The following is a 14,364-nucleotide window of genomic DNA, read 5'->3' on the forward strand; positions in this document are numbered from 1 at the left end:
ATTTGTACAGTGCGTAACTCCTAATTTAGTTTTGTGTCACCTGTAAGTTAATTTTGGTTAAATATAAACTTTTGTAAAGCTACTAAATTCCCGCGAAAATTTAAAATTTTGGAATGATGACACTACAGAGGCAAAAAGGAAGTGGCAGGAGAGAATTCAAAGTTTAATCCCAGGCAACACAACTTTGTCAAAGTCAAATCACATAATTATAAGAAGATTATTATGGCAGACAGGCTGGAAGCTATCATATCGTGTCCGGTTAAAGACTTATCATTAAGACCATACGGGGCAGGGGGAAAGAGGGGTTTCAAATTTTTGCACTGATGTGGTATCTGTAACTAATTAGACGGACATGATATCAGGTATAGTTCTCATCAATGGGACAGATGATGAAAACTGGTCTTTCGATTATATTAAGGAGATGTCTAATGAGAATTGCTGGTTTGAGGAGCGTTTTATCGTCGTTTACGTTTTGAACCTGATTTATTCCTATTTTTTTAAATTTTTCACCTTTAGATCCTGATTATTTCTTCTTTGATTAATTCTATACCTGATTTTATATAGAATATTTACCTGATTTTTTCCTCTTGTATTCTATTTGAATAAGATAGTTAATGTAAAGAGTGTTCACAGCAGAATTAAAAATACAGAATTCAGTAGTAAAACACTCTTTATACCTGGGTAACATACTTAGCTTGTGTACCTCACCAACTTGAAATCTGCTGTATTTTTAACTCCTGTCCGTGGGTTTAAGTCCCCCGGTTCAATAAAAATTTTGTTTTGTGTTGGGGTTAAATCCCCATTACAAAACAAAATTTACGTTAGCGCAGCGTTAGCGAGTCCGCGAGCGTCATTACGAATTACGAATTACGAATTATTTAACGTTGGTTGTGAGCAAAAGTAATTTAAATGGGTTTGCGCCATAACACCAACTGCTTATATTCCTACCCAAGAGGTAGCTTACCAGTGAAAAATAAATATGAAAATAAAAAAAGCTGAAATTTCCGTAAAACATGAATTAACCCTTGAATATTAATTAGAGCCAAATAAACCAGCAAGTTTATCAAAGTACATCAAAATAGTTCTTTAGGAAAAGAAATAAATTATATGGATGCTCAAAGTCAAGAGCAATTGCATAGTCAACTGCAACGGGTTCCAATTGCCATTATAGGTATGTCTGCTTTATTTCCTCAAGCTAAAAACTTGCAGGAATATTGGGATAATATTATTGGCAAAGTCGATTGCATTACTGATATTCCCACTTCTCGCTGGAATATAGACGACTACTACGACCCAGATCCTACATCTCCCGATAAAACCTACTGTAAGCGGGGTGGATTCATCCCAGACATCGATTTTAACCCTCTGGAATTTGGGCTGCCTCCAAATATTTTGGAAGTGACTGATATTGCCCAGTTACTATCATTGGTTGTGGCAAAAGCTGCGATGGAAGATGCTGGTTACGGGGAATCGAAAAACTTTAGTAGCGATATCCACGATAAGCTTCGCCAACGCACTGGCGTAGTCTTGGGTGTGATTGGGGGATGTATGCAATTAATCGTCCCTTTGACTACTCGATTGCAATATCCTGTTTGGGAAAAAGTTCTCAAAAGCAGTGGAATGTCCGATCAAGATACGCAGAAAGTCATTGAGAAAATGAAGCTGGCTTATGTAGGTTGGGAAGAGAATTCCTTTCCGGGTTGGCTCGCCAATGTAGTTTCTGGACGGATTGCTAACCGCCTGGATTTGGGAGGAATGAACTGCGTAGTAGATGCAGCCTGTGCTAGTTCCCTAACCGCTCTGAAGATGTCTATCAGCGAGTTAATTGAGCGCCGATGCGACATGATGATCACCGGTGGGGTAGAGACTGATAACTCTATTTTCAACTATATGTGTTTTGCTAAAACACCCGCTTCATCTAAAAAAGACTATTTGAATCCTTTCGATGCCGAGTCGGATGGGATGATGGTTGGTGAAGGTATTGGGATGTTGGTGCTGAAACGCCTTGAGGATGCAGAGCGCGACGGCGATCGCATTTATGCAGTCATCAAAGGTATGGGTACTGGTAGTGATGGGAAATCTAAGAGCATTTACGCCCCTCATCCAGAAGGGCAAAGCAGGACATTACGCCGGGCCTATGAAGATGCAGGTTTTCCTCCCACGAGTATTGGCCTGATCGAAGCGCATGGTACGGGAACCCCAGTTGGTGACTTATGCGAGTTTACAGCCTTAAATGAAGTTTTCAGTGAGAACAACCTTCAAAAAGAGCATATTGCACTAGGGAGTGTCAAATCTCAGATTGGACATACTAAAGCTGCTGCGGGTTCTGCGAGTCTGATTAAAGCGGTGCTGGCTCTATATCACAAGGTACTACCGCCCACTATTAACGTTACTAATCCGAATCCTAAATTTGGAATTGACAACTCTCCGTTTTACCTAAACACAGAGGTTAGACCTTGGCTCCAACCGGATGCAGACACACCGAGACGAGCTGGAGTAAGTTCATTTGGTTTTGGTGGCACAAATTATCATGTAGTTTTAGAAGAATATAAGAGCGAACAAAACTTTGCTTATCGTTTGCACAACGCTCCCCAGTCAGTTCTACTTTGGGCTGATACTCCAGAGCAGTTGTTGGCTAAATGTGAGGATGCAAAGTTACAGTTAGAATCCGCCACTGGCAATCAATACTATAAAGAACTAATTAACTGCTCTAAATCTTCAGATATTCCTCTTGCTGCCGCCAGAGTGGGGTTTGTAGCTATATCCCTAGTAGAAGCTGGGGAATTACTACAGATTGCGATTAAGCAGCTCCAAAAACAACCGCAAGCATCAACTTGGGAACATCCTCGTGGGGTTTACTACCGCAAGTTAGGTATGTCTCTTGAAGGTAAAGTGGTGGCTATGTTTCCAGGGCAGGGATCTCAATATTTGAATATGGGTAGTAAACTAGCCATAAACTTCCCTACTCTGCGCCAAGCCTACAAATCTCTGGATGACCTCTTCATTCATAATGGTTTACAACCAGTTTCTCAAGTTGTTTTCCCTCATCCTACATTTGACAGCAATCAAAAAGATAGCCAGATTGAAGCTTTGCAACGGACTGAAAATGCTCAACCAGCGATCGGCGCTTTTAGTGCGGGTTTATACAAAATCCTCCAACAGGCTGGGTTCAAGGCAGATTTTGTTATGGGGCATAGCTTTGGAGAATTAACGGCTCTCTGGGCTGCTGGGGTTTTGAGTGATGCAGACTACTTCTACCTAGTTAAAGCTAGGGGTCAAGCAATGAGTACCACAAAAAATGATGCTGATTGTGATGCTGGAAGTATGCTGGCTGTAAATGGAGAGATTCGGCAAATTCCCGAAATAATCAAGGGTTTATCCCATCTTAATGTTGCCAACTTTAATTCTCCAAATCAGGTTGTGCTATCGGGGGCAAAGCCAGAAATTGCTACCATCCAACAAATTCTGAGCAAACGCGGTTATTCTGTCACCCCACTACCCGTATCTGCGGCATTTCATACCCGTTTCGTCAGTCATGCGTGCCAACCCTTTGCCGAAGCGATTCAGGCGATCGCTTTCCACAGTCCAAAAATTCCCGTCTATTCCAATACCACTGGCAAAGCTTACTCAACTGAGCCTGAGAGCATTCAAAAAACCCTTGAAGGGCATCTTCTTCAGTCGGTACTGTTTGAACAAGAAATAGAGAATCTCTATGCTGCTGGTGGTTATTGCTTCGTGGAAATTGGCCCCAGACAAATCCTTACCAATTTTGTGAAAGCTACTCTTGGCGATCGCCCCCACCTAGCCATCGCCCTAAATCCCAGTCGGGAAAAAGATAGCGATCTCCAAATGCGGCAGGCAGTTATGCAACTACGTGTAGCTGGTTTACCCTTACAAAACCTTGATCCTTATCAGTTTGAGCCTCTATCTACCGAAGTTGCAAAAAATAATCGGCTGAATATAACTCTTAAGGGCAGTAACTATGTCAGTGAGAAAACAAAAACAGCTTTTGAAAAAGCATTGCAAGATGGTCACCAGACACAGCCAGAAGTAGTCAATCAACCTGAAACAGCTACTGCTGCTCAATTTGTTTCACCGACAGATCCAACTGTCAATACAAATGTTTCCATCAATGTCACGCTACCAGAACCAACTGTCAACGCAGATGTTGCCTTTTTAGAACCTATAACTGTTAACACAGATGTGATTTCAACCGACTTTATGTCTGCGACATCTGCACATCCGCTAACAGAGACTGCTAATACTTCAGATTTGTCTTTTATTGTTCCTTACATTGAGTCAAAAGAAATGATGCAACCTATTTCCCAATCCGCTCATAATAGCTTTCCTGTTGTAGGTACTTATTTAGAGAATGTTTTGATCCAGTTTTATAATCATCAGTCAGAAATTCTGCGGGTACATGACCAATACCTCAAGAGTCAAGCACAATCCTCTCAATCCTTTTTCCAACTGATGCAGGAACAATATCGTGTGCTATTAGGAAGTACTAATACCAACCGTCAGTGCATAGATTCAACTGTTGAAAAAACACTAACTAACGAGCTACAAGCTAATTTAGGTGCAACTACCACAACACAAATTGCTGAACTACAGGCTACTCCTGTTGTTACTCAAGCACCAATATTAGAAACTCAACAACAGGTTCCGGCAAATACTTTGGCATTTACGACACCAGTTGTCCAGCCACAGGTTACTTCTGTTGTTGAGCAGACACCTAAACTAGAAACTCCTGTTAATACTTTGGTATCTACCACACCAGTTGCCCAAGTACAAACTAATTCAATTAATCATCAGACTATTCCATTACCCGCTACGCAAGAAAATTCATCTATAGAAACAGAGTCTTATAATGCTTCTATAGTCGAGTCTTTGTTGAGTGTAATCAGTGATAAAACAGGTTATCCAGCAGAGATGTTAGAGGCAGAAATGCACTTAGAAGCAGATTTGGGAATTGATTCAATTAAAAGGGCCGAAATTATCGGTGCAATGCAGGATTTATTTCCTAATTTGCCCAAGTTGAGTCCAGAAGAACTAGGAGAACAGCGAACAATTGGCAAGATTAGTGCCTACTTGGGGACAAAGATAGCAGAGGCTAAAAAAAAATGCCTCAGCGTGGTCTGATAACCAGCAACCTCAAATAAATCACCGCATTCGGCGCTGTCTGGTCAAACTTATGCCTCTACCTGTACCTGATTACTGGCAATTTACCCTACCAGAGTTTCATACTTGTTTACTTACAGATGACGGTTCCCTCACCACCAATAAATTAGCTAAACTATTGAGCGAGGAAGGCTGGCAAGTAGTTGTTCTTAGCTTTCCTCAATCTATGGTGATGGAGCGTCCACCTCTACCCCAAGGAGTGAATCGCGTCGAACTTGCAAATTTTAATGAAGAACATCTGCAACAGCAACTGGCAATCATCTCAGAGACTTATGGTTTGATTGGAGCTTTCATCCATCTACATCCCGAACATAAGGTATGTGATTCTAAATCTGAAAAGTCCATCCTCAAGAGTGTATTTATTTTAGCAAAGCACTTAAAGCGATCGCTCAATCAAGTAGCACAAACAGGACGTAGTTGTTTCCTCACTGTTGCTCGTCTTGATGGTGAGTTTGGACTAGGGGCAACAATTGACTTCAGCGCCATTAGTGGCGGTCTGTTCGGTCTTACAAAAACTCTCAATCTGGAGTGGGAAGGAGTGTTTTGCCGAGCAATCGACCTGAGTCCCGAATTAAATGCAGAAGCTTCAGCAAACTTGATTATGGCTGAACTGCACGATCCTAATTCCCTAATTTTGGAAGTTGCATATAACTCTCAGGGAAGAGTAACTTTAGCATCCGAAACAGCATCTATCGCTTAGTAATCCACAGGTATAACTTAGAGCAGTTTTACAGCAGATTAAAAGCTGGGTTTCTTGAAGGTTATACATAACACATAACAAAGGTTAAACCACAGAAACCCACTTTGTTTAAGCTCATCTCAATCCCTGTGTTGGCGCACTAAAAATAAGTAAAATGAATAGAAATACCAAAATTGATTCATCATCCGTTATTCTTGTTAGCGGTGGAGGAAGAGGGGTTACAGCGCAATGCACCATCAAATTAGCAAAGCAATATCAGTGTAAATTTATATTGCTTGGCCGCTCTCAACTTGCTAAAACTGAACCGGAATGGGCTAAAGACTGCTATAATGAAGCTGAAATAAAAAAGCGGATTATGCAGGATTTAATTGCCCAAGGCGATAAACCTACACCTGTAAAAATCCAAAAAGCATTTAATTATTTATCAGCCCAGCGAGAAATTACCACAACACTCTCTACGATTCAACAAGCTGGAGGGCAAGCAGAATATCTCAGTGTCGATATTACCAATTATTCTGCTTTACAGGTGGAATTAGCACCAATAGTTCAGCGACTAGGGCAAATTACAGGAATTATTCATGGGGCTGGTAACTTAGCAGATAAGTTAATTGAAAACAAAACAGAGCAGGATTTTGAAACTGTTTATACTGCTAAAGTTGAAGGTTTAGAAAGCTTAATTAACTCTGTAGAACCAAATCAATTAAATTTCATTGTTCTCTTTTCCTCTTTTGTAGCTTTTTATGGTAATCCAGGTCAATCGGATTATGCACTAGCCAACGAAATACTCAATAAAACAGCCTATTTACTCCAGCGTAAATACCCTTATTGCCGTGTAGTTTCTATCGGTTGGGGGCCTTGGGATGGCGGGATGGTTACACCACAATTAAAGAAGTTCTTCGAGCAGCTAAATATGGAACTAATCCCGATGGAAGTTGGGAGCCAGATGTTAGTTAATGAACTGAATTATTCTAATCATGGAACTGCACAAACTTTGGTAATTAGCAGCCCAATTGTAGCCCAAAGAAAACAGCTAAATCCTGAGTTACAGTCATTTCGGATTCGCCGGAAATTAACATTAGCAGCCAACCCATTTGTCTACGATCACGTGATTGGCGGTAATCCAGTTTTGCCAGCGATGTGCAGCATAGCATGGATTGCTAATACTTGTGAGCAACTTTACCCAGGTTACAAATTTTTTAATTGTAACAGTTACAAAGTTCTTAAGGGAATTATTTTCGATGAAACTCTTGCAAAAGAATATTTCTTGGATTTAAAGGAAATTAATAAATCTGATTCTGGAGAAATAAATTTTGAAGCGTTGCTATGGAGCGAAAGTAGCAAAGGTATACCTCATTATCATTACAGTACTCAAATAAAGCTTGTACAGGAAATTCTTTCAGCGCCTACTTATAAAGAATTTACTCAAAATCAAGATCCAGAGGTATTCAGTCTTTTACCTTATGAAAATGGAATGTTATTTCACAGACCAATTTTTCAGGGAATAAAACGGATTCTCAATATCACTTATAATAAACTGACTGCTCAATGTTTATTAAACAATCTTGAAGTAGACAAACAAGGGCAATTTCCCTTACAAACATTCAATCCTTACACATCTGATATTTTATTTCAGTGCCTATTAGTTTGGGTCAGACACTTTTATAATTTAGGCAGCTTACCCTTGAAGGTACAAAATCTGAAACAGTTCAGACCGATTCCATTAGACCAAGAATTTTATGTTTCTGTAGAAGTTTTATCAGAAAGTGAAAGTAATGTATATGCTAGCGCCACAGCACACGATGCTCAAGGGCAAATATACATCGAGATTTCCCAAATGCAAGTTACTACAAGTGAACGGCTTAACCTTCTTTTCTTAAACAATTCTTGTTTAGAAATAGATAACTCAACAATTGTTAATTAATAATACTTAGTTATATATAAGGAAATACAAATGACAGTAAAACTGGCAATTGTAGGCATGGATGCTTTTTTCGGTACGAGCTATGGATTGGATAACTTTGAGCGTAGTATTTATGAGGCAAGTCAACATTTCATTCCTATTCCTTCTACAAGATATCAAAGCACACAGCAAAATCAGCCAACATTGGAAGGACAGGATTCTCAAAATGATGAAGTATCGCTGGGAGCTTACATTCAAGATTTTGAAATCGATGCCTTTCATTTCAAAATCCCACCCAATGACTTAGATAAATATGACCCTGAGCAGTTATTAATGCTGAAGGTGATTGATAATGCTCTGAGTGATGCAAATTTAGACCAAAAGCAAAAAAAAGTGGCTATTATTACTGCTATTAGAGAAAAGCAAAATAGCGAAATTAATACTAAGTTTGATGCGTTTAACCAACAAGTTATAGATAATGAAAATAATCCCAGTGAACAAACAAATACTGTTTTCCAAAAAATTTCTACTTTATGGAATATTTCCGGGCCTAATTTAACTGTAAATGTTGAAGAGAATTCAATTTTTGAGGCGCTAGAGATAGCAAAAATGCTGCTCACCATTGGGACAGTCGATGCTGTTGTTGTAAGTGCAGTATATTTGGCTGGACTGGACTGCGATCGCACCACCGACACAAATACTGGTAAACTCACCCTCAGTTATGATTGTAATGCCAGTGGCTTGATAGTGGGTGAAGGAGCCGGAGCGATCGTTTTAAAGCGGTATGAAAAAGCTCACCACGAGAAAGACCGCATCTATGCAGTGATTGACGCGGTTAGTTTCATACATAAAAGTTCCGCTACCCCAGAGAAATCAGTCAGACAAACCTGCCAGAATGCTTTTGAGAAAGCAGGAGTGAGTCCCAGAGACATCGGCTATGTAGAAGTTTTTGCTAGTGGGGTTGAACAGCAAGATGAGGCTGAAATCCAGGGTTTAATCGAAGCCTATCGAATTCCTAACTCCGAATTTATCTGTGCAATTGGCAGTGTCAAAACCAATATCGGACATACGCATATTGCATCTGGAATTGACAGCTTAATTAAAACTGCTCTGTGCCTTTACAACCGCTATATTCCGGCAACACCGCAGTGGTTTAGCCCGAAAAAGCCAGAAATTTGGCAAAACAGTCCTTTCTACGTCCCTACTGAGTCTAGACCTTGGCTTTTGAGTACAGGACTAACGAAAAGAGTAGCGGCTATTAACAGCCTAGCTAATAACTGTACGTTTGCTCATTTAATATTGTCAGAAGACTCCAGTCAGCAAGACCGCAGCAACAGGTATTTGGAACAAAGCCCCTTTTATCTTTTTCCAATTGCTGCTAGCGACGAATCGGCTTTACTTGAGAAACTTGATGTATTAGAGCAATCGATTAAAAATAGCTCATCTTTGTCTACCACTGGTAGTCAAACTTTTGCTGCCTTTCAAAGTGATTCCCAGGCGACTTATGCATTAGCAATTGTCGGACATAATCAAGACGAATTGCTTCGGGAAATCCAGCGCGGACGTAAGGGTATTTCTAATGCCTTTGCTCAAGGGAAAGAGTGGAAAAGCCCGTCAGGTAGCTATTTCACTGCTAAACCTCTAGGTAAACAAGGTACTATCGCCTTTGTTTATCCAGGTGCTTTGAATTCCTTTATTGGTATGGGTCGAAAACTTTTCCACTTATTTCCCAAAATTCATGACCGTGCCTCCAAATTTGTTTCTAATCCTAGCTTATTTTTTAGAGACAAAGAACTTTATCCAAGAAGTCTAAATAAATTATCAAAAAGGCAACTAGAAGACTTAGAAGCAAAATTGCTCAATGATCCTCTAGCAATGCAAGTTACTGGAACAGGTTTTTCGGTATTATTAACACACATATTAAGAGATTATTTTCAAGTGCAGCCTCAAGCTGCATTTGGATACAGTATGGGCGAAAGCACCATGCTGTACGCTCTGAATGCTTGGATTAGCGGTGAAGATGTTAGCAACTTTGTCCATTCATCTGAACTATTTAAAACACGCTTAGTCGGTGCTAAAAATACAGTTCGGGATTATTGGGGCTTACCGTCCAATCCCGATGACGAGGGCGAAGCTGTGTGGCATAGCTATGTTCTCATGGCTCCGGTATCCGCAGTTAGTTCTTGCTTAGAAAAAGAAAACCGGGTCTATTTGACAAATATCAACACGCCGACAGAAGTTGTCATTGCTGGAGAACCCCAAGCCTGTCTCAGAGTGATTGCAGCTTTGAATTGTGAAGCTTTCCGTTCACCTGCTGATATGGTACTTCATTGCGATCTGATGCTTTCTGAATACGATGATCTGATTAAACTTAATACCTCACCCGTTCAAAATGTATCAGGGATTAATTTCTATTCATCAGCTAATTACAACTTGATTCCCCTTGAGAAAGAATCCCTAGCTCACAACATTAGTCGAGGATTTTGTCAGCGTGTTGATTTTCCTCAATTGATTAACCGAGTTTATGAAGATGGAGCTAAGATATTTATTGAAATAGGCCCTGGTAACACTTGTTCCCGATGGATTGCTGACAACCTCAAACAGAAAGAACACACTACCGTATCTATCAATCGCAGAGGATGTGATGATTTCACTGCCATTGTCAAAGCCTTGGCACAACTTCTCAGCCATCGTGTATCTGTGGATTTATCACCACTATATTCTTTGGTACAAGAAAGCGGTAGTAAAAAGAAATCTTTACTAAAGACTATTACCCTAGAACGCTACCCACTTATTCCTGTTGCTACAAGTAGTGAAGATTTAAATATAGTCAGCTTGTCAGCAAGTAATTTACAACCGCAACAGAAACAACTAAGTTTAGTTGGATCTGAAAAACTACAAACAAGCATGAGGATTGCTAACAATGCCTACATAGCAAATGATTCGTCGAAAATAGCGGTAACTGTGGATAAAGAGCGTGATTTTTATGATGCGGATAGCTCTAAAAATTATGTTAGTCGTAAGCCTGAAAACGTTGTTTACGATGAAGTGGATGTTTTGGAGTTTGCTAAAGGTAAAGTTTCAAAAGTATTGGGTAAGGATTTTGAAGTTATCGACCCCTATCTGAGACGAGTCCGCCTACCAAATCCTCCTTATCTCTTTGTCAGTCGCGTCACGAAAATTGCAGGTGAACGAGGTGAATATAATACAGGTTTCATCGAAACCGAATATGATTTTCCTCAAGATGCTTGGTATTCAGTTGATGGTCATATTCCGCTAGGAATATATGAAGAGTCAGCACAGGGTTTTTTACTTTTACTTGGCTATCTTGGGACTGACTTCGAGAATCAAGGGGAACGGTCATTTCGCTTACTAGACTTAACTGCTACATTTATCTGCGAGCAACCCGAAGAAATTAAAACTGTTCGTTACACTGTCAAAATCAATTCTTATGTCAGAACTAATTATAATTTGATAGTCTTTTTTACTTGTGAGTGTTTTGTTAACGATAAATTGTTTCTGAAAGTATCTGGAGGCTGCGCTGGACTATTTTCAGATGAGGAACTAGAGCAAGGACAAGGTATTATTGTTTCGGCGCGTGACGAGAAACTAAAAAGCCAAATTCAGAAGCAGAATTTTCAAGCGCCGCTATTTTGTGAAAAATCTACTTTTGAATGGAAACACCTGCTCTATTTGAGCCAAGGTAATATTGCTGCTTGCTTTGGCGATCGCTATCAGCAAAATGGCTTGAATCCATCCCTACGCTTACCCCCACAAAAGCTGTTAATGATTGATAAAGTGCTATCTGTTAATCTCAAAGGGGGAGCCGCAGGATTAGGTTTAGTTACAGCTCAAAAATCTGTAGAGCCAGATGATTGGTATTTTCTTTGTCACTTTCAAAATGACCCGACTATGCCCGGTAGTCTCATGGTTGAAGGTAGTTCTCAGTTATTACAATTTTATCTCCTCTTCTTGGGACTCCAAACTAGTACTGTAGATGGCAGATTCCAAATAGTACCTCAGCGTCCCCAAATAGTACGTTTTCGTGGACAAGTCACCCCAACTTCAGGAATTTTGAACTATCGACTTGAAGTTATTGAAATTGCGTTATCTCCAAAGCCTTTTATTATAGCCAATGTCGATGTTTTCTTTGGTGGTAAAACAATTGCTTACGTCAAAAATCTGGGCTGGCAATTAACTGAAAGACATGAAAATGCATCATAACAATTCAAAATTCAAAACCGGAGATGTGAGTGGAGATTTTTCGAGATGTTAGGAAATGGCAATAAAAATAAAGATGTTTCTGCAACTCTACTAGCTGAAGACAGCAATGTTACAAGCTATTTTAATAATGCAAACAAAGCATGGAAAGGTGATTTAGATTTAATTGCTTTTGACGAAATAGAAATCAAAAATCGGTTGTTGAATTTGCATCAACCTTGTTACGTCCTCAGAGATCAGAGTCGGATTGGTATCGCCAACCAAGGTAATTTTTACTTCCCTGACAACAGTCGAAGTGGATTGTTAGAGACTTTGATGGTTGCTCCAGCGCTACCGCCTCAACAGTTAGGCGATCGCAGCTTCCTAGATTTTCATGGGGTAAAATATGCCTATGCTGCTGGTGCTATGGCAGGTGGCATTGCTTCAGCAGAATTAGTAATTGCTCTGGGAAAAGCAGGTATTTTGGCTAGTTTTGGTGCGGCTGGTTTAGTTCCTTCCCGGATTGAAGCAGCTATTCACCAAATTCAGCAAGCTCTTCCCCAAGGGCCTTACGCATTTAACCTGATTCATAGTCCGAGCGAAGAAGCCTTGGAACGTCAGGCCATTGATTTGTACCTCAAACACGGTGTTCGGACTGTAGAAGCTTCTGCCTTTCTCGGTTTGACACCTCATATCGTCTATTATCGAGCTGCTGGATTGAATCTCAATGCACTCGGTCAAATTGAGATAAACAACAAAGTAATTGCCAAAATTTCTCGCTCAGAAGTTGCAACAAAATTTTTACAGCCAGCGCCTACAAAAATTCTCAAGCAGCTTGTTGAACAACAACTGATTACAGAGTTACAAGCTACGCTGGCAGAAAAAGTGCCAATGGCTGATGACATTACCGTAGAAGCAGATTCAGGTGGACATACAGATAATCGTCCCCTTGTCTGTCTTTTACCCTCAATCTTAGCTCTCCGGGACGAGATGCAGCGCCAGTATCGCTACGACAGACAGGTAAGGATCGGTGCTGCGGGAGGTATTGGCACACCTGAGTCAGCACTAGCCGCCTTCATGATGGGGGCGAGTTATGTGGTAACAGGGTCGATTAATCAATCCTGTGTTGAAGCTGGTACTTCTGTTCATACAAAAAACTTGCTAGCTAAAGCTGCTATGGCAGATGTAATTATGGCTCCTTGTGCTGATATGTTTGAAATGGGGGTAAAGGTACAACTGCTCAAACTCGGTAATTTTTTCCCCATGCGGGCGCAGAAATTGTATGACCTTTACAAAAATTACAACTCAATTGACGAAATTCCACTTGAGGAAAGACAAAAATTAGAACAGCAAGTATTTGGTAGAAACTTAGAAGCAATTTGGGAAGATACAGTTAAATTTTTCTCTGAAAGAGATCCAGAGCAAATTACTAGAGCAAATGATAATCCCAAACGGAAAATGGCTCTCATTTTTCGCTGGTATCTAGGATTATCCTCTCGCTGGTCTTCCTCTGGTGAAAAAGGACGAGAAATGGATTATCAAATTTGGTGCGGGCCTGCGATCGGTGCTTTTAATGAATGGGTAAAAGGGTCTTACTTAGCTGAACCGAATGCACGGCGTGTAGTTGACGTTGCCTACCATATTATGAATGGAGCAGCCTACTTGTACCGATTACAAAGCTTGAAACTTCAGGGATTGCAACTACCGGACAACTACCGTTACTATCGTCCCATGCCTTTAATTTCCTAGATTTCCTTAAAATCTTGCATAATTTCTGAATTTAGAGATGAATAGTTTATAGGGGTTAGTAGTTTTGGTTGAGAACATAAGGGACTTCCAAATAAAAAAATACTCAAAAAACTCTCTCCTCCTTATTCCTCTGTGTTCTCTGCGTCTCTGTGGTTCGTTTATTTGGATAATTTATTTCTTGGAAGTCCCTAACCCAAAAATTTTCCGGTTTATTCTCAGAGGATGCTAAAAAATTCTACCTGAAGTCCTGAAGCACTGCAATTTCTATTAAAGCTTCAGAAAAAATGAAACTTAATGCCAAATTTATTTGAGTAAAACTGAGTTACTTAATCTATGCAAATGAACCAACACATTACTACTTCAAATGATGCACAGTCTCAATCTGTAGAGACTATTCAAATTTGGTTAGTTGCCCAATTTGCCGAGCGACTGGAAATTGATCCCGAAGACATAGATCCCTCTGAGCCTTTCGATAACTACGGTCTAAATTCAGCAGAAACAATGATCCTGCTCGGAAAGCTAGAAAAGTGGCTCGGACGAAATTTTAATCCTACTTTAATTTTTAATTACCCGACTATTGCAGAACTTGCCCAGCGATTAGCTGAGGAAACTAGTGTTTCAAAGTAATTTCATA

At 40.1% G+C, this 14,364-nt stretch carries 6 protein-coding genes and 1 pseudogene; all 7 read left to right on the plus strand.

The features are described from left to right. Positions 1-1,107 precede the first annotated feature (1,107 nt). Positions 1,108-4,806, plus strand: a pseudogene (locus LC653_RS21725) (beta-ketoacyl synthase N-terminal-like domain-containing protein); the annotation flags it as partial. 87 nt (positions 4,807-4,893) lie between these two features. After that, positions 4,894-5,142 (plus strand): phosphopantetheine-binding protein, encoded by a 249-nt coding sequence (locus LC653_RS47935; protein ID WP_443689860.1) that lies wholly within the window; start codon positions 4,894-4,896, stop codon positions 5,140-5,142. 52 nt (positions 5,143-5,194) lie between these two features. Then, a complete protein-coding gene (locus LC653_RS21730) occupies positions 5,195-5,881 on the plus strand; it encodes a Rossmann-fold NAD(P)-binding domain-containing protein (RefSeq protein WP_229496853.1) in 687 nt (228 codons plus the stop codon). 154 nt (positions 5,882-6,035) lie between these two features. After that, the gene (locus LC653_RS21735; RefSeq protein WP_229496854.1) at positions 6,036-7,802 is read left to right on the plus strand and encodes an SDR family NAD(P)-dependent oxidoreductase; all 1,767 of its coding nucleotides are present in this window, start codon (positions 6,036-6,038) and stop codon (positions 7,800-7,802) included. Between the two features lie 30 nt (positions 7,803-7,832). Then, complete coding sequence (locus LC653_RS21740; protein ID WP_229496855.1) at positions 7,833-12,005, plus strand: type I polyketide synthase; 4,173 nt, start codon at positions 7,833-7,835, stop codon at positions 12,003-12,005. Positions 12,006-12,050: 45 nt separating this feature from the next. Further along, positions 12,051-13,730, plus strand: coding sequence for a PfaD family polyunsaturated fatty acid/polyketide biosynthesis protein (locus LC653_RS21745; protein ID WP_229496856.1), 1,680 nt, complete (start codon positions 12,051-12,053; stop codon positions 13,728-13,730). 339 nt (positions 13,731-14,069) lie between these two features. Then, complete coding sequence (locus LC653_RS21750) at positions 14,070-14,357, plus strand: acyl carrier protein (protein WP_229496857.1); 288 nt, start codon at positions 14,070-14,072, stop codon at positions 14,355-14,357. The last annotated feature ends 7 nt before the right edge of the window (positions 14,358-14,364 follow it).

It is taken from the genome of Nostoc mirabile CHAB5784 (genome assembly GCF_020829645.1).
GTDB classification, from domain to species: domain Bacteria; phylum Cyanobacteriota; class Cyanobacteriia; order Cyanobacteriales; family Nostocaceae; genus Nostoc; species Nostoc mirabile.

Bases quoted from the DNA above. Each gene is read 5' to 3' on its own strand.
- LC653_RS21735 (WP_229496854.1), top strand. From the start codon at position 6,036: ATGAATAGAAATACCAAAATTGATTCATCATCCGTTATTCTTGTTAGC.
- LC653_RS21750 (WP_229496857.1), top strand. From the start codon at position 14,070: ATGAACCAACACATTACTACTTCAAATGATGCACAGTCTCAATCTGTA.
- LC653_RS21745 (WP_229496856.1), top strand. From the start codon at position 12,051: ATGTTAGGAAATGGCAATAAAAATAAAGATGTTTCTGCAACTCTACTA.
- LC653_RS21740 (WP_229496855.1), top strand. From the start codon at position 7,833: ATGACAGTAAAACTGGCAATTGTAGGCATGGATGCTTTTTTCGGTACG.
- LC653_RS21730 (WP_229496853.1), top strand. From the start codon at position 5,195: ATGCCTCTACCTGTACCTGATTACTGGCAATTTACCCTACCAGAGTTT.